This is a genomic window from Flavobacterium sp. H4147 (assembly GCF_029360735.1).
In the GTDB taxonomy this organism is placed as follows: domain Bacteria; phylum Bacteroidota; class Bacteroidia; order Flavobacteriales; family Flavobacteriaceae; genus Flavobacterium; species Flavobacterium endoglycinae.
The window spans coordinates 1635833-1660631 of sequence record NZ_JARKNB010000001.1; the positions used below are offsets into that span (position 1 = coordinate 1635833).

General features: G+C 34.0%; 21 protein-coding genes. 6 read left to right on the forward strand and 15 right to left on the reverse strand.

Annotation, left to right across the window (positions count from 1 at the left end):
• Positions 1–167: 167 nt before the first annotated feature.
• The 5 genes from P2W75_RS07185 to P2W75_RS07205 form a co-directional block, all read right to left on the reverse strand.
• Positions 168–1451 (reverse strand): MFS transporter, encoded by a 1284-nt coding sequence (locus P2W75_RS07185; protein WP_276379826.1) that lies wholly within the window; start codon positions 1449–1451, stop codon positions 168–170.
• The gene (gene recJ, locus P2W75_RS07190; protein WP_276379827.1) at positions 1438–3141 is read right to left on the reverse strand and encodes a single-stranded-DNA-specific exonuclease RecJ; all 1704 of its coding nucleotides are present in this window, start codon (positions 3139–3141) and stop codon (positions 1438–1440) included. The genes P2W75_RS07185 and recJ overlap by 14 nt, the downstream gene beginning before the upstream one ends.
• Before the next feature lie 116 nt (positions 3142–3257).
• A complete protein-coding gene (locus P2W75_RS07195; protein WP_207294492.1) occupies positions 3258–3602 on the reverse strand; it encodes a HopJ type III effector protein in 345 nt (114 codons plus the stop codon).
• A 116-nt stretch (positions 3603–3718) separates the two neighbouring features.
• Positions 3719–4438, reverse strand: a complete 720-nt coding sequence (rsmI, locus tag P2W75_RS07200) for a 16S rRNA (cytidine(1402)-2'-O)-methyltransferase (RefSeq protein WP_276379828.1) — start codon at positions 4436–4438, stop codon at positions 3719–3721.
• 113 nt (positions 4439–4551) lie between these two features.
• Positions 4552–5679: a hypothetical protein gene (locus tag P2W75_RS07205; RefSeq protein WP_276379829.1), complete on the reverse strand. Its 1128-nt coding sequence runs from the start codon at positions 5677–5679 to the stop codon at positions 4552–4554.
• Positions 5680–5911: 232 nt separating this feature from the next.
• On the opposite strand from P2W75_RS07205, the gene P2W75_RS07210 reads away from it, so the two are divergent.
• Together P2W75_RS07210 and P2W75_RS07215 are read left to right on the forward strand one after the other, a co-directional pair.
• A complete protein-coding gene (locus P2W75_RS07210) occupies positions 5912–6502 on the forward strand; it encodes a thymidine kinase (RefSeq protein WP_207294495.1) in 591 nt (196 codons plus the stop codon).
• A gap of 42 nt (positions 6503–6544) precedes the next feature.
• A complete protein-coding gene (locus P2W75_RS07215) occupies positions 6545–6982 on the forward strand; it encodes a hypothetical protein (protein ID WP_276379830.1) in 438 nt (145 codons plus the stop codon).
• A gap of 401 nt (positions 6983–7383) precedes the next feature.
• Here the strand turns inward: P2W75_RS07215 and rpoN are convergent, their stop codons facing one another.
• The 4 genes from rpoN to P2W75_RS07235 all read right to left on the reverse strand — a co-directional run bounded on the left by rpoN (position 7384) and on the right by P2W75_RS07235 (position 13379).
• On the reverse strand, positions 7384–8844 hold the full coding sequence (gene rpoN, locus P2W75_RS07220; protein ID WP_207294497.1) for an RNA polymerase factor sigma-54: 1461 nt from the start codon (positions 8842–8844) through the stop codon (positions 7384–7386).
• Between the two features lie 130 nt (positions 8845–8974).
• Positions 8975–10420, reverse strand: coding sequence for an asparagine--tRNA ligase (gene asnS / locus P2W75_RS07225; protein WP_207294498.1), 1446 nt, complete (start codon positions 10418–10420; stop codon positions 8975–8977).
• Between the two features lie 163 nt (positions 10421–10583).
• Entirely contained in the window at positions 10584–10775 is a 192-nt protein-coding gene (locus tag P2W75_RS07230) for a hypothetical protein (RefSeq protein WP_207294499.1), read from the reverse strand.
• Positions 10776–11012: 237 nt separating this feature from the next.
• Positions 11013–13379, reverse strand: coding sequence for an RND family transporter (locus P2W75_RS07235; protein WP_276379831.1), 2367 nt, complete (start codon positions 13377–13379; stop codon positions 11013–11015).
• 229 nt (positions 13380–13608) lie between these two features.
• Here P2W75_RS07235 and P2W75_RS07240 point away from each other — a divergent pair, with 229 nt between their 5' ends.
• The 3 genes from P2W75_RS07240 (at position 13609) to P2W75_RS07250 (ending at position 17436) form a co-directional block, all read left to right on the forward strand.
• A complete protein-coding gene (locus P2W75_RS07240) occupies positions 13609–14370 on the forward strand; it encodes a sensor histidine kinase (RefSeq protein WP_207294501.1) in 762 nt (253 codons plus the stop codon).
• Complete coding sequence (locus P2W75_RS07245; RefSeq protein ID WP_207294502.1) at positions 14333–15052, forward strand: LytTR family DNA-binding domain-containing protein; 720 nt, start codon at positions 14333–14335, stop codon at positions 15050–15052. The genes P2W75_RS07240 and P2W75_RS07245 overlap by 38 nt, the downstream gene beginning before the upstream one ends.
• A 113-nt stretch (positions 15053–15165) precedes the next feature.
• Positions 15166–17436 carry a cation:proton antiporter gene (locus P2W75_RS07250; RefSeq protein WP_207294503.1) on the forward strand — a complete coding sequence of 757 codons (2271 nt, stop codon included), beginning with the start codon at positions 15166–15168 and terminating at the stop codon, positions 17434–17436.
• A gap of 263 nt (positions 17437–17699) precedes the next feature.
• Here the strand turns inward: P2W75_RS07250 and P2W75_RS07255 are convergent, their stop codons facing one another.
• From P2W75_RS07255 to pyrH, 3 genes are all read right to left on the reverse strand, one after another.
• Positions 17700–20189 (reverse strand): DUF5686 family protein, encoded by a 2490-nt coding sequence (locus P2W75_RS07255; RefSeq protein WP_276379832.1) that lies wholly within the window; start codon positions 20187–20189, stop codon positions 17700–17702.
• 119 nt (positions 20190–20308) lie between these two features.
• On the reverse strand, positions 20309–20872 hold the full coding sequence (gene frr / locus P2W75_RS07260) for a ribosome recycling factor (RefSeq protein ID WP_207294505.1): 564 nt from the start codon (positions 20870–20872) through the stop codon (positions 20309–20311).
• Positions 20873–20946: 74 nt separating this feature from the next.
• On the reverse strand, positions 20947–21654 hold the full coding sequence (pyrH, locus tag P2W75_RS07265) for a UMP kinase (RefSeq protein WP_207298697.1): 708 nt from the start codon (positions 21652–21654) through the stop codon (positions 20947–20949).
• 190 nt (positions 21655–21844) lie between these two features.
• Between pyrH and P2W75_RS07270 the strand changes: the two genes are divergently transcribed.
• Positions 21845–22462 carry a thioredoxin family protein gene (locus P2W75_RS07270; protein ID WP_276379833.1) on the forward strand — a complete coding sequence of 206 codons (618 nt, stop codon included), beginning with the start codon at positions 21845–21847 and terminating at the stop codon, positions 22460–22462.
• A 456-nt stretch (positions 22463–22918) separates the two neighbouring features.
• On the opposite strand, the gene truB is transcribed toward P2W75_RS07270, so the two are convergent.
• The 3 genes from truB to P2W75_RS07285 all read right to left on the reverse strand — a co-directional run bounded on the left by truB (position 22919) and on the right by P2W75_RS07285 (position 24730).
• A complete protein-coding gene (gene truB / locus P2W75_RS07275) occupies positions 22919–23608 on the reverse strand; it encodes a tRNA pseudouridine(55) synthase TruB (RefSeq protein WP_207294507.1) in 690 nt (229 codons plus the stop codon).
• Positions 23608–24405, reverse strand: a complete 798-nt coding sequence (locus P2W75_RS07280; protein WP_207294508.1) for an undecaprenyl-diphosphate phosphatase — start codon at positions 24403–24405, stop codon at positions 23608–23610. The genes truB and P2W75_RS07280 overlap by 1 nt, the downstream gene beginning before the upstream one ends.
• Positions 24406–24478: 73 nt before the next feature.
• Positions 24479–24730: a DUF3098 domain-containing protein gene (locus P2W75_RS07285; protein ID WP_207294509.1), complete on the reverse strand. Its 252-nt coding sequence runs from the start codon at positions 24728–24730 to the stop codon at positions 24479–24481.
• Positions 24731–24799 lie beyond the last annotated feature (69 nt).

Below are 24799 nucleotides of genomic sequence, written 5' to 3' on the forward strand. Positions count from 1 at the left end.
GCCTTTAGAGAATCAATAAAAGTATTTCGCTTAGAATATTTCACATAGAGCTATGTGTTAAAGCTTGCTTTTTCTATAATCTTAATCAAAAGCAATAAAAATCTATGTTTCTGTGTGTTTAAATTAAATTTTGTTCCATTCCACCTAAAGGGTTTAATAAAATTAATTTACTCCAATTTATGGTGTTCATCCATATCTCTTTTCAAATCTAAATTTCTAAAGGTTGGCGATTTTAAGGCAGTAACGATTACTGTTAAAAGCGTAACACTTCCTCCAAAAACAACTGATGTTACAACGCCCATCAACTTAGCCGTTGCACCACTTTCAAAAGCACCTAATTCGTTTGAAGATCCAACAAAAATGGAGTTAACGGCACCAACGCGTCCGCGCATATGATCTGGAGTTTTAAGCTGTAAAATAGTCTGACGGATAACAACAGAAATTCCATCAGCCAATCCGCTTAAAAATAAGGCGAAAACAGAAAGCCAGAAATAAGTCGATAATCCAAATAAGATGATTGATAAACCAAAAACAAAAATGGCAATTAAAAGTTTCTTTCCAGCATTTTCATACAAAGGCACATAGGCCGAAACTAACATCGTAATAAAAGCACCCACAGCAGGAGCAGCTCTTAAAATGCCGAAACCTTCAGGACCTACTTTTAAGATGTCTTGTGCAAAAACGGGCAATAGTGCAACGGCTCCTCCAAAAAGTACCGCAATCATATCTAGTGATAATGCGCCCAAAACAATTTTGTTTTTAAATACAAATGTCAAACCTTCCATAAGACTATCTTTTATAGATTCTCCCATTTTCGGATTTATAATTGGCTTTTGGCTGATTTGTGATAAGGCAATTAACGAAAGAATCGAAAATCCAAAAACCAAACACATGGACCAATGAACACCAATCCAGTTGATAGAGAATCCGGCCAACGCTGGTCCCATAACAGCTCCAATCTGCCATACCGAACTGCTCCAAGTTGCAGCATTTGGATATACTTTTTTAGGAATAATTAATGATAAAAGTGAGAAGATGGTTGGTCCCATAAAAGAACGTACGATTCCGCCAAAAAACACAAGAGTATAAATTGAATATAAAATGTAATCTTTAGAGAAATCACCCACTACTCTTGGCCAAGTCAATAAGAAAAGACCAAAACTAATTACTGAGAATCCTAAAATACATTTTACCAATAAGCTTTTCTTTTCTCTTTGGTCGACAATATGTCCTGCAAACAAAGACATCGAAACCGCAGGAATAATTTCCATTAAGCCAATAATTCCTAAAGAAAGTGGGTTTTTGGTTAAACTGTACACTTCCCATTCTATAACAATAAACTGCATAGACCAGGCAAAAACCATAGCAAAACGCAATAGTAAAAAAACGTTGAATTCTCGGTAACGAAGCGCCTGATAAGGATCTGGTTTGGCTGATTTAATCTCTTCCATTTGTTCTAATGTCTTTCAGCATAAGCTGTGTTGAAATTGTACCATTCCATTCGTTTTCTGTAATGCAGTAAGCAATTTGAAATGGGTTTTGATTTTGCGCTATATTTATTTTTTTTCCGAGACCAAAGCCAATAGCAGCAATGCCATCAGAGTTGTTTTGTTTGGCATAAAGCCTCAGATGTTCATCTTCTGCGCCTAATGTTTTCGCATATCCAGTATCTTTCACGTTTGCAGTCATAAAAACCGGAGTCATATTCTGCGGGCCAAAAGGTTCAAATTGCTTTAAGATTCGAATTAATTTTGGAGTTATATCAGAGAAATTGATTTCGGCATCAATTTCTATCTCTGGAGTTCGCATTTCGGGCAGAATGGTTTCTTGTACACATTTCTCAAAAGCTTCTTTAAAAAGCAGATAATTTTCGGCTTTTAAAGTCATTCCGGCTGCATACATATGTCCTCCAAATTGTTCCAAATGTTCTGAACACGCATCAAGAGCATTGTAAACATCAAAACCTTTTACAGATCGGGCAGAAGCGGCGTATTTGTCTCCGCTTTTGGTAAAAACCAAAGTCGGACGATAATAGGTTTCGATCAATCTTGAGGCCACAATTCCAATAACCCCTTTGTGCCAGTCTTCTTGAAAAACAACGGTTGAAAAACGTTCTTCTTCCTTGTTTTCTAGAATCTGCTGAAAAGCTTCTTTGGTAATTTTTTTATCTAAATCTTTTCGGTCGGCATTGTATTGTTCGATTTCTGAAGCAAACTGTTGGGCTTGTTCTAAATCAAATTCTGTTAAAAGTTCCACCGCATGATTTCCATGTTTGATTCTTCCCGCAGCATTTATTCTTGGGGAAATGATAAAAACGACATCGGTAATATCGAGAACTTTCTTTTTTACCTGATGCGTTAGAGCTTTAATCCCAGGTCTCGGTTCACTGTTGATTACTTTTAATCCGAAGTAAGCCAGAACGCGGTTTTCTCCTGTAATGGGTACAATATCGGCTGCGATTGCAGTGGCAACCAAATCAAGATATGGAAGAAGATCTTCTACCGTTTCATTTCGATTTTGACCTAAGGCCTGAATCAATTTAAAACCGACACCGCAGCCGCACAATTCATCATAAGGATAGGAGCAGTCTTCTCTTTTTGGGTCAAGAACTGCCGCGGCATCCGGCAGAATGTCTCCAGGTCTATGGTGATCGCAGACAATAAAATCGATGTTTTTTGCTTTTGCGTAAGCGACATGATCGATCGATTTAATACCGCAGTCAAGGGCAATTATTAAGGAAATTCCGTTATCATCTGCATAATCAATTCCCTTATACGAAACGCCATAACCTTCGTCATAACGATCGGGAATATAAGTGGCAACATGAGGATAATGCGATTTTAAATAAGAGGAAACCAGAGAAACAGCAGTTGTTCCGTCAACATCATAATCTCCAAAAACCAGAATGTTTTCCTGATTTTCTATGGCTTTTTCTATTCGTGCAACGGCTTTATCCATATCTTTCATTAAATACGGATCGTGCAAATGTTCTAAAGACGGACGAAAAAACTTTTTGGCATCTTCAAAGGTTTCAATACCACGCTGAATCAGGAGCGATGCTACAAAATCTTCTACATTTAAAGCTTGTGCCAAATGTTTGATTTTTTCTTCAGAAGGTTTTGGTTTTAATGTCCAACGCATAATTGATTTTAGATTTTAGAGTGTTGATTTTAGATTTTTGAGTTGCTATAGTAGATCTTAAACTGCTTGATTTTAAGATCTGAAATCAAAAATCGTTAATCAAAAATCTTAAATAATTATTTTAATTCAAGTGCATTTCCTTCAAACTGAATCCCGTCCCAGCCTAAGTTGATGAAGTTTCTAATGTTTTGGTGATTGGTTCCGTTTGGATCGCCTAAAACTTCTTCAAAATAAAAAGCGCCAAAACAAGCTAAGGTTTCTTCTTTATTTAAATTTTGAAGTTTTGCAAAAGAAAACAATTTACAAGAACCTGAATTTTCACCTGCTGCGTTATGTTGTGTTCCGTTTTGAAAAGCAGTTGGAGTAAAGTTGTAATTTTCTTCAATTACTGCAATAGTTTCTGGAAATGTGATTTGTGTTGGTGTTTGTTTTACTTTTTCTAAAAAGGCTTGAATGCTCATGATTTATTCTTTGAATTATATTTTATGTTCTCATTGTCAGTTCGAGCGGAGTCGAGAACCAAATGCGCATCTCGACTTTGCTCGATGTGACAAATGGAATTTGAACTAACAACAGTTTATTCTTCTTCATCCTTAGAAAATTTACTTTTCTTAGGTTCTTTTGTTATTGTTTTTCCGGCAACAACCACAACGATTTCTCCTCTTGGTGCGTTTTTTTCAAAATGAGCCAGAACTTCTTTAGCAGTTCCGCGGACGTTTTCTTCATGTAATTTGGATAATTCGCGCGAAACGCAGACTTGTCGGTCTTCTCCAAAATACTGGATAAATTCGCTTAAAGTTTTAACGAGTTTATGCGGAGAAACATATAAAATCATCGTACGGGTTTCTTCGGCTAAAGCCAAAAAACGAGTCTGACGTCCTTTTTTATCAGGCAGGAAACCTTCAAAAACAAATTTGTCATTTGGCAGTCCGCTGTTTACAAGAGCGGGAACAAAAGCCGTTGCTCCAGGAAGACATTCTACTTCGATATTATTTTCTACACAGGCACGAGTTAACAAAAATCCAGGATCTGAAATGGCTGGAGTTCCAGCATCCGAAATCAAAGCGATGGTTTCGCCTGCTTTCAAACGAGCAATTAGGTTCTCGGTTGTTTTGTGTTCGTTGTGCATATGATGGCTGTGCATGTGCGTGCCAATTTCAAAATGCTTTAAGAGTTTTCCGCTTGTGCGGGTGTCTTCGGCCAAAATCAAATCGACTTCTTTCAAAACCCGAATGGCTCTAAAAGTCATGTCTTCAAGATTGCCAATTGGCGTTGGAACGATATATAATTTGGACATAATTTAGTTTGATAATTTTGACACAAATTGCACGAATTGGCACAAATTCTAAGACTTTAAAAATTGCACAAAGAAAAAATTGGTGCTAATTCGTGAAATGGGTGTTTTATTTTTTAAGAGAATTTCTTCTCAATAATTCCAAGAAAACGTTCTGCGTAATCGTCTTTTCCTTCCCAGTTGTTGTAATCCGGCTTTACCATGTTTTCGATAAAATCTTTTACTTCTGCAAAAGAATCAAAAGTCAATAATTGGTTTAAAACTCGGCTGTAATCTTCAGTACTGTTTCCGAAAAGATTCTTTGTGAAAGCAATTCTGTCGTTTAAATCAATATGAAAACCTCTTGCTAATTTTTCGTTTAAACTTACAGGTTTAACAGGCTCTTTTACGGTTTCAAAAAGAGTTGTTTCTGTTGCTTTTTTCTCTTTTGAATCATTCGAAGAAATAGGTTCAAAACTGTCTACTTTTACAAATTGTGCATCGGCATAATTAATTCCGAAATCTTCAAACGCGATTGGAATAGGACTTGCTTTTGGTTCTGTTTTTTCTTCCGTTTTGGGTTCTTCTTTTGCCACTTCTTGAATTTCTTCCTGATCCAATTCAAAAGCAGGTTTAAAATCTGGAATAGGTTTTAAATCACTTACAGTAGTAAATGAAAGTTCGTCAGATGTATTTTTGGGTTCTTCTGGTATTTCAATTTCTTTTTGGATTTCTTGTACAGGATCAGGAATCAATGCGGCAGGTTCTTCTATTTTTTCGAAAATAGGCTCTATTATTTCTGGAACCACAAATTCTACTTTTTCTTCAGCAATAGGTTCTTCTGCTTTTTCTAAAACAGGTTCTGTAGTTTCTGGAATAATGGATTCTGTTTTTTCTTCAGCAATCGATTCTTCCGTTTTTTCAGCAACTGGTTCTGTGATTTCTTCTGCGGTAACTTCTTCTGTATTTTCAGCTTCGTAAGATTCTTCAAGAGCAATTACTTCTTCTGCTGGAGTTTCAGATTGAATCTGTACTGGAATAATTTCTTCTTCTTTGTTGAAAATAGTTTCCAGCTCAGAATTGATTTCGCTTTGTCCAATAGTTGGTTTCTGCGTATCGAAGTTTTCTTCCACGAATTTTAAAACCGCTAATTTCTCATATAATTTTTGAGTTTCAAGATATAATTGATTGATATCGGATTTGTTTTTAAGTTTTAAAATTCGATGTGCAATGCTGATTAATTCAGCTTCCAATTTTTTTTTCATAACTGTTGAAAATTATAGTGAATACGGTATTTTAGTGTATTTAATGTCTGATTTTTTTCGGAAAGAAATCTTACAGCTGCTTTTTATTTCTGTTAATAAGCGTTTCCCAATTTCCGATTTGATAAAAATTGTCTACTTTTGAAAAAGTCTAAAAACAGCAGTTTTTAACCTCAATTTATTACCAGTACAAAGTAATAAAAACTATTCATTTTTAAAGGCAGAAAAATACAAAATGTTTCTCGAAAATACAGTAAATCACAAAGAACAATTTGGTTGGATTGAAGTTATTTGTGGGTCAATGTTTTCGGGTAAAACCGAGGAGTTAATCCGCAGATTAAAGCGCGCGCAGTTTGCCAAACAAAGAGTTGAAATTTTTAAACCCGCAATCGATACCCGTTATCATGACGAAATGGTGGTGTCTCACGATTCTAATGAAATTCGTTCGACACCAGTTCCGGCTGCTGCCAATATTTCTATTTTGGCGCAGGGATGTGATGTTGTAGGAATTGATGAAGCTCAGTTTTTTGATGATGAAATTGTAACCGTATGCAATGATCTTGCTAATCGCGGTGTTCGTGTAATTGTTGCTGGACTGGATATGGATTTTAAAGGAAATCCTTTCGGGCCAATGCCTGCTCTTATGGCTACAGCCGAATATGTTACGAAAGTTCACGCAGTCTGCACCCGAACTGGAAATCTGGCAAATTATAGTTTTCGTAAAACGGATAATGACAAATTGGTTATGCTTGGAGAAACGGAAGAATACGAGCCGTTAAGCCGCGCAGCATATTTTAATGCAATGAAAAAAAGTCAGGAAAAGTAAGTTCTTTTTAATTTCTAATAAACGATTTAAGCCGAAATAACTATGCAAGAAAAAGAAAGCAAATTAAAAAGAAATATATGGCTGTTCGTAGCCATAGCAATCGCATTGGCTTTGGTTACTTTTTTTCAGTTTTACCTAAGTGAAAATACACAGCACGAACATACTGAAATCACGCAGCTGGTTGATAAATACAATAAAAATTGTCCCTTATTAATTCAGGAAGGAATTCGTTTAGACAGTGTAAATCTGCCGGAAGAAAGAGCTGTTCAATACAATTTAACTTTGGTAAAAGTAGAAAAAGAAACCGCTGAGATTGCTGTTATTCGAGATGAAATCAAAAAAAGTATTTTGAGTACAGCAAAAGCAAATCCAGGATTACAGGTTTTTAGAGAAAATGATTATACATTGATTTACAGTTATTACGATAATAAGAAAAAGTTTTTATTTAAAGTAAATGTACTGCCTGATCAGTATCAATAAATAGAAATTTAATTTTCGATAGTAAACCCAATAGTTTAAAAGCTGTTGGGTTTTGTTTTTATATTTCACTCCTACGGAGCTTTTATCTTTAGGCTTGATAAAACTCTATACCTATTTAGCCTCGCTGCGGCAATTTAAAAGATGTTGTATTGACGACTTATTTGTATACAATTGTTTTGATCTTTGATGCGCATCTAACTAACATGACTCTAAAATTTGTTGTATGATAAAATGCTCCATCGTAATAAAATATCTATAGAAAAATGTACGCAAAGAATATAAAGCTCCTTAGGAGTGATATATGAAAATTTCTTCACAATCTAAATATTCAACCTATTAAAAAAGCCTAACAGATTTTTAAAATCTGTCAGGCTGATATATTAAATTTAGATATAATAAAATTAAATTTTCTTTCTCATTCTTGCTACTGGAATATCTAGCTGTTCGCGATATTTAGCGATTGTTCTTCTCGCAATTGGATATCCTTTTTCTTTTAAGATTTCTGCCAATTGATCGTCTGGAAGCGGTTTTCTCTTGTCTTCTTCCTCAATAGTATTTTGAAGAATCTTTTTGATTTCAAGAGTGGAAACATCTTCACCTTGATCATTTTTCATGGCTTCAGAGAAGAATTCTTTAATCAGTTTGGTTCCGTATGGGGTTTCAACATATTTGCTGTTGGCCACACGTGAGATTGTTGAAATATCCAAACCTACCATATCGGCAATGTCTTTTAGGATCATTGGTTTTAGTTTGGTTTCGTCACCGTCTAAGAAATATTCTTCCTGATAATGCATAATTGCATTCATAGTAACAAAAAGAGTTTCCTGACGCTGTCTAATCGCATCGATAAACCATTTTGCCGAATCCAGTTTTTGTTTGATAAACTGAACTGCATCTTTTTGTGCCGCCGATTTATCTCTGGAATCTTTATAGGTCTGCATCATTTCCTGATAGTCTTTAGAAACGTGCAGGGAAGGAGCATTACGTCCGTTTAAAGTTAATTCCAGTTCACCGTCAATAATTCTAATGGCGAAATCGGGAACTATATTTTCAGTTACTTTATTGTTTCCAGTGAAAGAACCGCCTGGTTTTGGATTTAGTCTTTCAATTTCGTGAATTGCTTTTTTAAGCTGTTCGTTTGAAACGCCGTATTTTTGAAGGAGTTTGTCGTAATGTTTTTTCGTAAAAGCATCAAACTGATTTTCAATGATGTCAATCGCTAGATCAACATATTCGGTTGGTGTTTTGTGCTTTAACTGAAGCAATAAACATTCCTGCAAATCACGTGCACCAACTCCCGAAGGTTCTAGTTCATGAATTACCGTCATCATTTTTTCGACCATTGCTTCATCAGTATAAATTCCCTGAGTAAAAGCCATATCGTCTACAATATCCGGAATGCTTCTGCGGATATAACCCATGTCATCAATACTTCCTACAAGGAATTCAGCGATTTCGCGCTCTTCATCATTCAAGATAAAAGTATTCAGTTGATTGATTAGATCCTGATGAAAACTAATTGGAGCTGCAAATGGTGTTTCGCGTTCCTCGTCGTCACTATAATTGTTTACCTGAGTTTTATAATCAGGCGTATCGTCGTCGCTTAAGTATTCGTCAATGTTAATATCGTCTGCTTCGATTCTATCAGATTCTGCATCATCATAATCGTCGTAGTCTTCATTAGCATATTCGTCAGCTTCGTATTCATCTTCTTTTCCAGCTTCAAGTGCTGGATTTTCGTTCATTTCTTCTAATAAACGTTGTTCAAAAGCTTGCGTAGGCAATTGAATTAACTTCATCAGCTGAATTTGCTGTGGAGATAATTTTTGGGATAATTTTAAATTTAAAAATTGCTTTAGCATAGTTTGGGTTAAGAGTTAAGGGTTAGGAGTTAAGAATTGTAACGCAAAACCAATAACATTTTTTTTCTATTAAAATATTATGAGCTAAGGTTTTACGCTTAACTCATAACAAATAACTTATAACTTTCTATTAAAACTCTGCGCTACCAGGCGTTCTTGGGAAAGGAATTACGTCTCTAATGTTTGTCATTCCTGTTACAAACAATACCAAACGCTCAAATCCTAAACCGAAACCTGCGTGTGTTGCAGAACCGAATCTTCTGGTATCTAAATACCAATATAATTCTTCTTTGTCAATTCCTAGTGCTTCCATTTTCTGAACCAGAACATCGTAACGCTCTTCTCTTTCAGAACCACCTACGATTTCTCCAATTCCAGGGAAAAGGATGTCCATTGCACGAACCGTTTCTCTTCCTGGTTCTGTGTTGTCGTTCAAACGCATGTAAAACGCTTTAATGTTTGCTGGGTAATCGTATAAAATTACCGGACATTTAAAGTGTTTCTCCACCAAATAACGTTCGTGCTCTGATTGTAAATCAGCTCCCCATTCGTTGATTAGGTATTGGAATTTCTTCTTTTTATTTGGAGTTGAATCTCTTAAAATATCAATAGCTTCCGTATAAGAAACACGTTTGAAGTTGTTTTCTAAAACGAAGTTTAGCTTTTCCAATAACGCCATTTCGCTTCTTTCTGCCTGTGGTTTTGATTTTTCTTCCTCAAGAAGTCTTCCTTCTAAGAATTTCAAATCGTCTTTACAGTGGTCTAAAGCATATTTAATTACGTACTGGATAAAATCTTCAGCTAAATCCATGTTGTCATCAAGGTCGTTGAAAGCAACTTCAGGCTCAATCATCCAGAATTCTGCCAAGTGACGAGAAGTGTTTGAATTTTCTGCTCTAAATGTTGGTCCAAAAGTATAAATCTGACCCAAAGCCATTGCAAAAGTTTCTCCTTCTAATTGTCCAGAAACCGTTAAGTTGGTATGTTTTCCAAAGAAATCTTTTTTGAAATCGATGTTTCCTTCTTCATTTTTAGGAAGATTGTCAAGTGGTAAAGATGTTACTTGGAACATTTCTCCAGCACCTTCAGCATCAGCTCCAGTAATAATTGGCGTGTTTACATATACGAAACCTTTATCCTGAAAATATTTGTGAACCGCATAAGACAATACCGAACGCACACGCATAATGGCACCAAAAGCATTTGTACGCACGCGTAAGTGAGCATTTTCACGTAAAAATTCTAAAGAGTGTTTTTTAGGCTGCATTGGGAATTTCTCAGCATCAGAATCTCCAAGGATTTCCAATTTAGAAACCTGAATTTCGTATTTCTGACCCGCACCTTTACTTTCAACTAAAGTTCCAATTACAGAAACTGCAGCTCCAGTCGTGATTCTTTTTAAAGTCTCTTCTGGTGTATTTTCAAAATCAACAACACATTGAATATTATTAATTGTAGAACCGTCATTTAAAGCGATGAACTGATTATTTCTAAAAGTTCTCACCCAACCTTTTGCATTCACTTCCTGTAACGTCGTCGTACTGTTTAATAAGTCTCTAACTTTTGTGTGTTTCATTTTTATATATAATTGATATTAAGTAATATTCATTTTGAACAACTGCAAATATAATCGATAATAATTAATTTGAGAAGTTGTTTACTGTCATCCGTGTATCTTTATCTTTTAAACAAAATGATAAAGAGTAAGTTTTTCTGAAAAAACGCTCGGCAGATGTTTGTTATCTTGCAATTGCTTTTTGTAATGCTGGGCTAATAATCATTAGGACTTGAAATAGCGTTAGCATTATTGGCATAACCATCTTTTGTTGAAATTCAACCGATTTATTAAAAGAATCATATCTTTTAGAATTGTTTAAATCTGGATTTTTCTCAACCATTTTTCTAATCAATTTCATTGCATCTTTATTCATAAAATACATTATGATTGGTGATAAACTGAAAAAGATTAACAGAACAAAGCAAAACAGATTTATCATTTCTTTAATGTAAAGATATTTATGAATCAGAATTAAAGGAATGAAACTTCCTGCAAAGTATATTATTTGCTTTCTGTTGCCCATAAAGCTTACATTCAAAAATTTATAAATAGTATAATTTAATGAAATAAAATATGTTAAGTATAAAATTTTAAAAATGAATCCCATTTCTTATTTTTCCAAATTTTCCAAATCCTCTTTCTTAGTTTTTTTCTTCTCAAAAGTCAAAACTAAAGAAGGTAATACCACTAAGTTAGCAAACATCGCAAATGCTAAAGTGCAAGAAATCAATCCTCCTAAAGCAATCGTTCCGCTGAAACTTGATAAGGTAAAAGTTGCAAAACCTAAAATCAAAACCACGGAAGTATAAAAAGTACTGATTCCAGTTTCTCTTAAAGCACTGAAAACCGATTTCTTCACTTTTCCGCCGCTTTGTAGCAAGTCATGTCGGTATTTTGCCATAAATTGAATTGCATTATCAACCGAGATTCCGAATGCAATACTGAATACTAAAATTGTTGAGGGTTTTAACGGAATTCCAAAATAACCCATTAATCCAGACGTAATGCAAAGCGGTAAAATATTCGTAATTACCGAGGCCATTACCATTTTGAAAGAACGGAATAAATACAAAATCAGAACAGCAATCGTTAAAATTGCGAAAATTAAAGATTCGATTAAGTTGTCAACCAAGTACGAAGTTCCTTTTTGGAATACTAATGCTTTTCCGGTAACGGTAACTTCAAAACGGTCTTTTGGGAAAATTTCATCAATTTTAGAATGTAATTTTTTCTCCACTTTCGCCATTTCATCCGTTCCGATATCTTTCATGAAGGTGGTGATTCTGGCATATTGTCCAGTCGAATCAACATACGATTTCATTAGATTTTCTTTGCTGTTTTTCGTCGCATTTTTAGCATAACTTAAAATGAAAGTCTGCTCTTGCGAAGTTGGCAATTGGTAATATTCTGGATTTCCGTTATAGAAAGCTTGTTTCGAATATTTAACCAAATTCACTACAGAAACTGGCTTTGCCAATTCTGGAATTTCAGCAATTGTATTTTGCAACTCGTCCATTTTACGAATCGTAGAAGCTTTCATAACGCCTTTTTTCTTTTTGGTATCAATCATGATTTCCAAAGGCATAACTCCGTTGAATTCTTTTTCGTAAAATAAAATATCTTTAAAGAAAGAAGCGCTTTTTGGCATTTCGCCAATTAAACTTCCTGAAACTTTCATTTGCGAAACTCCAATGATACTGAAAACTAAAAGTAAACCGTAAATGATGTAAACGAATCTGCGCTTTGTTTTTACCAAATTTTCAACCACATTTAATAAAGTTGAAATATAAGTTTTCGTTAAATGGTATAAGTGTTTTTCTTTTGGAAGCGGCAGGAAACTGTAAATAATCGGCACGATAAAAAGTGTCAGTAAATAAACAGAAATCACGTTGATTGAAGTCACCATTCCGAATTCGAAAAGCAAATCGTTTCCTGTAATCATGAATGTTGCAAAACCAATTGCCGTTGTCAAATTCGTCATTAAAGTCGAAACTCCAATTTTAGAAATAACACGCTGCAAGGCTTTCGCCTGATTGTTATGCAATTTAATTTCCTGCTGGTATTTATTAATTAAGAAAATACAGTTTGTAATTCCGATTACAATAATCAGCGGTGGAATGATTGCTGTTAAAATCGTGATTTTGTAGCCAAACAATCCAAGTGTTCCAAAGGACCAGATTACGCCGACAATTAAAATACAAATCGAAATAAAAGTGGCTCTGAACGAACGGAAAAAGAAAAAGAAAATCAATGAGACGGTTAATAAAGCCGCACCAATGAAAAGTCCGATTTCGCCTTTCATGTCGTCAGCATTGATGGTTCTGATGTACGGCATTCCGGAAACCTTCAAATCAATTCCGGTTGTTTTTTCGAACTTGTTGATTTTCGGAACTAAATTTTCAAGTATAAAAGTTTTTCTTTCAGGCGTATTTACCAGCGCTTTGTTAATGTAAATAGCAGAACGTACACTTCCGCTTTCTTTATTAAATAAAAGTCCTTCGTAAAAAGGCAGGTTATGAAATAAATCATACTGAACACTTTTTAAGTACGCAAGATCTAAGGTTTTGCTTTGATCAATAAATGGAGTTAAGACAAATTTTTCGTTAACGGTATCTTTTTCCAGTTTTTTTAAATCATTTAAAGAAACCACTAAATCAACTTCTTTTGATTTTTTTAAACCTGTCATTAACTCATTCCAAGCCGCATAATTTTTAGGCGTAAAAAAGTTTTTATCTTGAAAACCAATAACAACAAGATTTCCTTCTTCACCAAATTTATCTAAGAATTTTTGATATTCTTTATTAGCGATATGATCTTTTGGAAGCAGGTTTGCTTCAGTATAAGTCATAGAAAGGTTTTTCCACTGAAAACCAAGAAAAATGGTTAAAGCAGCAAGGATAATCAGAATTGTTATTCTGTTTTTAAGTATAATTCGGGCTAGTTTTTCCCAAAATCCAACTTGAATAGTGTTTTTCATAAATCTTTAAAAATGGATGCAAATGTAGTGAAAAGTGCTCGAAATCATAAATAATCAACTCTATTTTACTTAATGTTAACACAAATTTCAGTGTCTTTTACAGACGATAATTTCGTAATTTTTGCGATAGAATCATCTGCTTTTCTCATATTTGTATTGAAATTACATCGAAAGAAAAAGAATTCGATTTTTTTAATCTGCAAAATCTACAGCAGTAAAAACAAATACAATGCAGGAAAACAATACGACAACTTTTATTTTTTTAGCAATTCTTTTATTGCTGATTGTCATTATTTGTATCATGATGTACCAGCTCATGCAGGCCAAAAAAGCAAAGGATGATGCCGAAAAAAGTTTCTACGCACTCGAAGTAAAAGTGAATGATCTTCAGTTAGAAAACTTAGAGTCAAAACTCAATCCGCATTTGTTTAAAAATATTTTAAATTCAATTCAGTCGCATGCTTACCAAACGTATTTCGCACTCGATAAACTCGCAAATGTGCTTGATTACATTTTGTATGAAAGCAAAAATAAATTTGTCACAGCGAGAGAAGAAATTGATTTTGCGTTGAATTTAATTGAAATCAACAAAATTAAAATCAGTCCGCTTTTTGAGTTGAAGGTTAAAACCAATATTAATAAAGAAGATAAATTATACGATCAGCCTTTGATGGCGCCTTTGATTTCAATTGATCTGATCGAAAATGCTTTTAAACACGCCGATCTGCAAAGTCCAGATGCTTTTATTTCGGTTGTGTTTGAGTTTAAAGACAATGCTTTTTTTATGACGGTTTCGAATAAAATTTCAGATAAAAAGGTTTTGAAAAAAGAACGAAGCGGATTAGGTCAAGCCACACTCGAACATCGTTTGCGCATCATTTACAAGAATAATTTTAAACTGGATAAGTTTATAGAAAATGGTGTATATATTGCTCATCTAAAAATAGATTTACTTGAATACAAAACTGAAATGCTTGCTTCTGGACGATGAGATTCCGGGATTGACCTACCTGAAAATGCTTTGCGAACAAATTCCAGAACTGGAAATCGTAAAGACATACAACAATCCTGAGAAACTTTTATCTGATGTTTCTAATCTTGATTTCGATTTATTGATTTCGGATATAGAAATGCCGGGTATTGATGGTCTGCATCTGGCTGAAAAACTACAAGACAAACTGGTGATTTTTTGCACGGCATATAAAGAATATGCGGCAGAAGCTTTTAATATTGATGCGGTCGATTATATTACAAAACCCGTAAAATTAGAACGTCTGCAAAAAGCCATTACAAAAGCTTTTGAACGTTTTGACAAATCAGATTCGGCTAAAAAATTCATTCAGTTAAATACTGATAAAGGAAAGACGCTGTTGTATTTTAATAAAATTCAATACATTAAAACAGCTCTAAGTGACAGCCGTGATAAAACGGTTTTAATGGCCGACGGCAGTTTTCTGAATTTGAAAAATGTAAAATTTGATACGCTTTTAAAAGAACTTCCCGAAACTGATTTCTGCCGTGTCAATAAAAAAGAAATTGTGGCTGTAAAAGCCATTAAGTTTTTTAATCATAACGAAATTGTACTTCATCATGTTGAAGAAAACCACAAAAACACGACTCTGATTTTAAGCGAAACCTATCGTTCTGATTTTTTGAGAAAGGTAAAAATATAACTTATTACAAAGTTTTTCGGTCTTGTTACATGGTTTGAAAATTAGCTTAAAAATCACTTTTTCACGTAAAGTTCTGTTCTGATATTTGCCGCATAAAATTAAAAGAATGCGTTATGAACAAGTTTAAAAACTCTTTATTCTACGTTACAGTGATTGGTGGTTTTACAGCGCTGATGTATTGGATTATTACAAAAGGAGCGGCTCTTGAAACTGGACGTGAAATTGTAAAAAAGCAAGTAGAAAGCAACCACTGGAATGACTTTTTAAATTCGATGGTGCAAAATCTTCAGCATCCTCTGGCAATTTTACTGGCTCAAATTGTAACGATTATTCTAACGGCACGTTTGTTCGGATGGTTTTTTAGAAAAATTGGACAACCTTCTGTAATTGGTGAAATGATTGCCGGAATTGTTTTAGGGCCTTCTTTAGTTGGAATGTACTTTCCGGAATTTTCAGCGGCTTTATTCCCAAAAGAATCTTTAGGAAATCTCCAGTTTTTAAGCCAGATAGGTTTAATTCTTTTCATGTTTGTGATTGGAATGGAATTAGACTTGAAAGTTTTAAAAAACAAAGCACACGATGCGGTGGTTATCAGCCATGCGAGTATCGTAATTCCGTTTACATTAGGAGTTACATTAGCCTATTTTATTTATGAAACTTTTGCTCCAAAAGGTGTTGAGTTTTCTTCTTTTGGTTTGTTTATGGGAATTGCCATGAGTATTACCGCTTTTCCTGTTTTAGCCAGAATTGTTCAAGAAAGAGGCATGCAGAAAACCAAACTTGGAACTATTGCCATTACTTGCGCTGCCGCAGATGATGTTACCGCTTGGTGTATTCTGGCAGTTGTAATCGCGATTGTAAAAGCAGGTTCACTTTCAAGTTCTTTATATGTAATTGGAATGGCGGTTTTATATGTGATTATCATGCTGAAAATCGTGCGTCCGTTCCTAAAAAGAGTAGGAGATTTGAATGCAACGCGCGAAAGTTTAAACAAACCAGTTGTTGCGATTTTCTTTATTACGCTTTTAATTTCGTCTTATGCTTCAGAATTAATCGGAATTCATGCTTTGTTTGGCGCTTTCCTTGCAGGTGCAATTATGCCGGAAAACAATAAATTCAGAAATATATTTATTGAAAAAGTAGAAGATGTTTCGATCATTGTATTATTACCATTATTCTTTGTGTTTACAGGTTTGCGAACGCAGATTGGTCTTTTGAATGATCCTGAATTATGGAAAATTACAGGATTGATTATCGCAGTTGCTGTTATTGGTAAATTCTTTGGAAGCGCGTTGGCGGCAAAATTTGTGGGGCAAAATTGGAAAGACAGTCTGGCTATTGGAGCTCTTATGAATACTCGTGGTTTAATGGAACTTGTAGTTTTAAATATTGGTTATGATCTAGGCGTTTTATCTACAGAAGTTTTTACCATGATGGTAATTATGGCTCTTGTGACTACTTTTATGACTGGACCTGCTCTGGATTTTATCGGATTTCTATTTAAAGATAAAATAACAGCTATTCCGCAGGAAATTGGCAATAAAAGCAAATACAAAGTGCTGCTTTCGTTTGCAACACCTGAAAGAGGTAAAAAGCTGTTGAAAATTGCTAATAGTTTAGTGAAAAAACAACAAGACAATTCTATTGTTACCGCCATGCATTTGTCTTTAAGTACCGAAATACATTCGTTTGATGTAAAAGAACACGAACGCAAAATGCTGGTTCCGGTTGTTGATGAATCTCATAAACTGAATCAGAATATGGTAAGTCTATTTAAAGTGTCTAATGATATTGATACCGATATTGTCGATGCTGCGAATCAAGGGGAATATGATTTATTACTGGTTGGTTTGGGACAATCGATTTTTGACGGAACATTGCTTGGAAAGATTCTTGGTTTTACAACCCGAATTGTAAATCCAGATCGTTTGATTGATAAGTTTACTGGAAAAGAAGGTTTGTTTGAAAATAATCCTTTTGATGAAAGAACCCGTCATATTCTTGCGAAAACAAAAATGCCGGTTGGTATTTTCATTGATAAGAATTTAGAAGAAGTTAATCAGGTATTTATTCCGGTTTTTACCAAAGAAGATGCTTTTTTAATTGAATATGCCAAGAAATTAATCAATAATAATGGTTCACAAATTATCGTTCTGGATGCGAGTGGCGAAGTGAAAAATACACGCGAAATTCAGGAAACAATACGTTCTATCGAACAGATTGCTCCAAATCACATTATGATTATGCACGACAGAACGCTTAAAAAAGAATTTTTAGAAAGCCAGGATTTAATGATGATTAGTTTAGAAAGCTGGAAAAAGCTTATAGAATCTCAAAGTACATGGCTGAATAATACGCCTTCGGTTTTGATACTTAAACCTTAGAAGGGCTAATTTCCCATAAATAAATCCTAAATTCCAAATGCAATGCGATTGGGATTTGGGATTTTTTTTGCCACGAATTCACGAATTTCATTGCTTTAACCTTTTAAAATTCTAGTTGAATTTCACGAATTACTACTTAATTATTTGTAAAAATTTGTGTAATCTAGTGCTAAACTGCGCAAAGTTACGAAGTGAAATTCGTGAATTCGTGGCAAAAAAAAGTTTAAGAAAGTATTGGAGTTTGGAATTTTTAAAATTGGAATTTAAAGCCCTAGATCAATAACATAAGAAATCTTAACCGCGATATTATCTTCAAATTTCAATAATTGATTCGGTCCGTAACGATAGAATCCGCCTAGACCAAAACCTTTGTAGATTTTGTTGAGCTCAAGACCAGATTCGAAGAAACCTTTATCTAAAGTTTTATAAGAAGGACCAACATGTTGTTCCGGATTTTCCATATGTCCCCAAGCCATTCTGGTAACCAAAACCAAAGAGGGACTTACTTTTTTCACGATCTGCATTCGTTTAAATCCGTGCTTGGCTTGGAAAAACACGTATTGACTCGAGAAAAACTCATTAAAAAACATCGTTTCAAAACTGTTTCTTCCCGCAAAAGTAATACGCTGTATTATGGTTTCTTTCGTAAGGTTGTTGGGCATTGTGTTGTATAAATGCGTTAACGGGGCATCGCCCATGGCATAACCACCTTGTAAAAGCAGACTTGTTTTTTGTCCGTTTAAATACTTCTTTTCGTATTCGGTTTTGAAATCTATTTTTCCAAAAGTAAAATCATTTCCTAATACGTTTGGCAGCGTTTGCGTATACTGAAATGTAAATCTAGGAAATCGTTTATCTGATTCATTTCTTCCGGTTGGTGTCTGCATGAAATCGCTAAAAGGCGCCCAAACAATAGAAACCATTGCCGTTGTCATAATATAATTTGAATACAAATGTTCGTTGTAATTAAAAAGATAATCGAACTTAGGTTCAACATACGTTCTGGCTAATTCAACAACCGCTTCTGTTTTCGGAATAATTTTCGTTTGAATATTGGCTTTCCAGCTGTCGTATTTATAGAAAGTACTAATGTTGATTGGTCGTGGATCATAGATTTTAAAAACACGTTTGTCAACCGCAAAAACGGTACTCGCAATCTCTCGAATATCATCAGTATACGATCCGTTTAACCAAGTGTTGGTGTTTTTGTCTAATAAAAATCCAACGCCCAGATTGTATTTTACAACACCATCTTTTGTTCCGTAAGCACTATATCCTTCAATTCTGAAGTTTTTTGAAAATTTCTCATTGGTTATGCCTCCAAGTCCCAAACGGAATCCTTCATAATTATTATAGCTGATTATTTTCTTCAAATCCAGATCAACTGGACCAACTGGAATGTAACCGTTTAATATTTTTCGGCCAAAACCAAGACGTTTTTCAATTCTTCGATTTACAGATAAACTGTCTAGCAATTCATAAGTTTTTTCGCTTTTTTCGTCTAATGTTGCTTTTCGGTAAGTATTCCAGAATTCTTCAGGTTTCTGGCTTGCATCATCTTTAATTTCAATATAAAGTGATGGATTTTTAATAACAGTGGGATTGTTATAATGAATATCGAAATTGTTGCTTTCAGAAAGCAAATAGGTAAAATCCGAAGCAGTTTTTTTTCTCGGCTCAAAATCGTCAGAGATATCGCCGTCAAATTGAATGGTACCTCCTAAAATCTTAATATCATCATCATTTTTTCCTTTTACAATTTTGAAAGTGGTATTGCTCTGAAACCATATCTTTTCGCTCGGCACATATTCAAATTCATGAATACCGCTAATGTCTAAAACGCCTTTAATACGCATAACTGCTTTTGCAATGGCAAAATTTTCTTGGTCGATATACAAAACACCTTCAAGACCAGAGCTTTTTCTTTTATGTTTAAAATAAATCATAAAAGTTTCGCGGCCTTTTATGTTTACGGTGTCAAGAAGTTTGTAATTATACGAAGCAGGAGCGGTATTCGAAATTGGGTTTTCGTATTTGGTTTCAAAAAGTTCATATTTATTATCGTAAATAGAAATCGACTGCAGGTTAAAAGCTATAACTTCATAAATAGGATTTTTAAAACCAGCTATTTTGGTGCCAAGCACTGTTTCCTTAAGCTTACGATCGCCAAATTGGTATTGTGAAACTTTTTCAGTTTGAAATAAATGTTGTTTGGTAATGATTTCTTTGAACTTATAATCAGATGAATCGATGTTGATTTTCTTTTTCTCGAGATCTTTATAAGTGGCAGAAGAGTCTATTCTTCCCTGAATTGAATCAGGATTTGCGGTAACAATAAGTTTATTATAAGTTTTATATTCGAAAGTTTTGAGCTTTTTCTGTGGGTTGTTATTGTTCTTATTGGCAATAACTTTTTTGATTATCGTCAAAGCTGGATTTTCATTTGAAACCACCACTTCTTTTAAATCATCTGTTTTTTGCACTAAAGAAATCGGATAAAACTTTTTGTTTTCGTCTATAGCAATTTTTTTAGTTTGAAAACCAATATAAGAAACCGTAAAAAAACTTGATTTTGAACTGAAATTTAAAATGAATTTTCCGTCGACATCTGTAATTGTATTGTTGTTATCTATAGTAGTAATGGTTGCAAACGGAAGAGGTTTGTTGTCTGCATCGGTTACAATTCCGTTTATTTGAAACTGCGCCTGAATACTAAGTGTAAAAAATAAAGTTAAGAAACAAAAAAGCCTCATACAGAATTATATAGTGTCAGAAACGAATAAAATTTGATTTTGGTATGCAAAAGTAATAATAAAAAAATCCGTTTGGCACACTTTGACCAAACGGATTTTTAAATTTCATTTTCAAAAAATTAGACTTTCATGATTTCAGCTTCTTTTAAAGCTAATAATTCGTCAATTTTTTTGATGTATGCATTTGTTAAGTTTTGCACTTCTTCTTCTGCAGATTTACAGATATCTTCTGAAGTTCCTTCTTTTTCTAACTTTTTAATGTCTGTATTGGCATCTTTACGAGAGTTACGAATACCAATTTTTGCATCTTCAGCTTCTGCTTTGGCTTGTTTTGCCAAATCACGACGGCGCTCTTCTGTTAAAGGTGGCACACTGATGATGATTACGTCTCCGTTGTTCATTGGGTTGAAACCAATATTAGCCACCATAATTGCTTTTTCAATTGCAGACAGCATGTTTTTTTCAAACGGCTGTAATGTAATTGTTCTAGCATCAGGAACACTAATTTTTGATACTTGAGAAAGTGGTGTTGCAGATCCGTAGTAATCAACAAAAACACCTCCAAGCATTGCTGGAGAAGCTTTTCCTGCACGAATATTTAGAAATTCTTTTTCTAAGTGTGCAATAGAACCGTTCATAGATTCTTCAGTACTTTCTAATATAAAATCGATTTCTTCAGTCATTTTTTTTAGTTTTCAGTTTTTTATTCTCAGTTTCAGTTAAAGTCAGCACCTGTGACTGTAAACTTTACTGACGACTATATATTTACTACAGTTCCAATGTTTTCACCTTCGCAGATTTTTAGAAGGTTTCCAATTTTGTTCATATCAAAAACAACGATTGGAAGTTTGTTTTCCTGGCTTAAAGTAAAAGCAGTAGTGTCCATTACATTTAATCCTTTTTTGATTACATCATCAAAAGAAATGAAATCAAATTTTACGGCTGCTGCATTTTTTTCAGGATCTGAATCGTAAACACCATCAACACGGGTTCCTTTTAAAATTACATCAGCATTGATTTCGATACCTCTTAAAACTGCTGCGGTATCAGTTGTAAAGTATGGATTTCCAGTTCCGGCACCAAAAATTACGATTCTGCCTTTTTCAAGGTGGCGATCTGCTCTTCTTTTGATATAAGGTTCTGCGATAGATTCCATTTTTAAAGCAGTTTGCAAACGCGTTTTCATTCCTTTGTCTTCAAGTGCGCCCTGCAAAGCCATTCCGTTAATTACAGTAGCAAGCATTCCCATGTAATCTCCCTGCACTCTGTCCATTCCTGAGCTTGCACCGGCAACGCCTCTAAAAATATTTCCTCCTCCAATAACGATAGCAATTTCTACTCCTTTGTCGTGAATCTGCTTAATTTCATCTGCATATTCGCCTAATCTTTTCGGGTCAATTCCGTATTGTAAATCACCCATTAAGGCCTCTCCGCTAAGTTTTAGAAGAATTCTTTTATATTTCATATTGTGTGTTGCGTTAATTTGTGCAAATATAGACATATTCTGATTTTTAAAAATAATTTACAAAAAATTAATTAGACCTGGGATTGAATTTTTTATAAAGACTTTTTTGATTTTTTTAGATTGAATGTGACAAAAGTCATTCTCAGATCGTTCGAAAATCCGTAATTTTATAGTAGCAAAATAAATATCTATGAAAAGTATTGTAGCCAAAGCATTATTCAATAGTCATTCGTATGTTGAATATCGAAAATTAGTTACTGATCTGCTTTCTGAAGGTAAATCAACCGGAAGCCAACAATCTGAAAGCCTTACCAATTATTCTAAGCTTAACGAAGCAAGAATGAACCGACTGGAAAAAACCATCACCATTTCTGAAGATGTTATTTCAAAACTGCAGCACTTAAATAATCATTATATCTGGCTTGTGATTTCGGAAGGCTGGTGCGGAGATGCAGCACAGATTTTACCTATTTTAAATAAGATGGCTTTAGCATCAAATAAAAAAATTGATCTTCGAATCGTACTTCGGGACGAAAACGACGAATTAATGAACCAGTATCTGACCAATGGCGGAAGAGCAATCCCAAAAATAATTGTTATTTGTAAAGAAGCCGGAATTGTTCGTGCGGATTGGGGACCAAGACCAAAAGGCGCGACAGAATTGATGAACAATCATAAAAGAGATGTTGGAGCCATTGACGAGAAAATAAAAACAGATTTACAATTATGGTATCTGGCCGATAAGGGAATTTCTGTTCAACAAGAGCTTGTTGAGATTATGGAAAATATAAAATATAACCGATTATAACGTTTTTATTTTTGTAATAAATGTCTGAAGTTGTGATGTGTTAAAGTATTGATAATAAATGTTATAATGATTTAAAAAAAATCAGAAAATGTTTTTTCTATTATAAAATTTTGTAACTTGCTGTCATGATCCCACTTCTATTATATATTTTTTGATTTACTGCTTGTACTGGTGTCTATTTTAACTCTAACCATTTAAAAATTCACTATTATGAAAAAGTTATTCGAAAGGTTTTATGATTTTTTTTCTGCATACTTATTCGGAGGGAAAAATGTTCCTCACTATTAATTAAAATAAATAAGTATGGCATAACATTATTTTAGAAGTCGGCACATTACTTTTTGGAGTGGTGTGCTAATTTCTTTTCTGGGGAGTTCAAAATAATGTGATCAAGCAAACAGAAAAAATCTTTTAAAGTCATTGTAAAAGATTACACTTCCTGCATTCTTTATAAATCTATTTCAGGCTTTCTTCAAATAACGTGATGTCAATTGCATTTTTTACATCGTAATCGCCAATTTTTGTTCGTCGCAAAACTGTTAAATGAGAACCTGAATTCATGGCTTTTCCAAAATCATACGCCAATGAACGAATATAAGTTCCTTTACTGCAGACTACTCTAAAATCAATTTCAGGTAAGGCAATTCTAGTTATTTCAAATTCATGAATGGTCGTTTTTCGGCTTTCGATTTCTATAGATTCTCCTGCACGCGCATGCTCGTACAAACGAACACCATCTTTTTTAATAGCCGAGAAGATAGGCGGTTTTTGATCGATTTCGCCTAAAAATTGTTTTACAGTTTCATGAATCAAAGCTTCATCAATATGAGAAGTTGGAAAAGTCTGATCGATTTCAGTTTCTAAATCATATGATGGAGTAGTCGCTCCAATGTAAAATGTTCCTGTATATTCTTTTGCCTGACCTTGCAGCTCGGAGATTTTTTTTGTGAATTTTCCAGTACAAATTAATAAAAGTCCGGTTGCTAAAGGATCTAAAGTTCCTGCATGGCCAATTTTGAACTTTTTTGGAAGTCCAACTTTATTAATCAAAAGGTATTTTAATTTATTGACAGCTTGAAACGAACTCCATTTTAATGGTTTGTCAATCAATAAAACTTGTCCGTTTAAATATTCTTCAGGTGCCATTATATAATCGTAAGCGGGTGAATGAAAAAGTGAATCAATAATAAAATGATTCCGGCAATAATTCGGTAATAGCCAAATACTTTAAAACCATTTTTAGTCAAAAAACTAATAAAAGTTTTAATCGCTAGAAGAGCTACAATAAAAGCAACAATGTTCCCGATAATTAAAAGATTTATCTGGTCGTGAGACAATTCAAATCCAGCTTTATAATAATCATAGCATTTTTTTACTGTTGCACCTAACATGGTAGGTACGGCTAAAAAGAATGAAAATTCGGCAGCAGATGTTCTGGTCAATTTTTGAGACATTCCACCTACAATACTGGCACCGCTTCGTGAAACTCCAGGAATCATAGCCAGACATTGAAAAAATCCAATTTTCAGTGCTTTTGCATACGTGATTTCAGAAGAAACTTCAGGATCATTTGGTTTGTTGAACCATTCGTCTACTTTCAATAAAATAATACCCCCAATTAAAAGAGAAATCGCAACTGTAACTGGATTTTCTAACAAATCGTCGATAAAATCGCTCAGTAATAATCCTAAAACCACAGCAGGGATAAAAGCAACTAAAAGTTTAAAGTAGAAATCAAATGTTTGAAAGAAACGTTTGAAGTATAAAATAACAACCGAAAGTATTGCGCCAAGCTGAATTACAATGGTGAAAAGTTTAGTGAAATCGTCTTTAGCGATTCCAAAAAATGAAGAGGCAATAATCATGTGGCCTGTTGAAGAAACGGGTAAAAATTCGGTAATTCCTTCAATAATGGCAAGAACGATAGCTTGTAATGTGTTCATTTAGAATTTTAGATTTCAGATTTTAGATTTCATACTTCGCTTTGCTTAGCGATGTCCAAAATCTATAAATCTATTATTTAGTTTTTTTGAAAATAGAATATATCGTGATTCCAAAACCAATTAAAACAGTAGTTGGAGCTAAACGAATACGTCTAAAATTAAAAATATCTTCGTTGAAAACATTTGGATTATCGCTTCCTCCGCCTGACATTAAAATAAATCCTAAAGTAATAACGGCAATTCCGATTAATAAGATTTTGTAGTTAATCCCGTCAAAAAGGAATTCTTGTTTTTGCTGTTGTTCTTTATTATTATCGTTTTTCATTTTTTATTTATTTTTTAGCGTGAGTAAAGTCAGAGGCTATTTTGTGTATGTTTGTCAGCCCGAACGAAG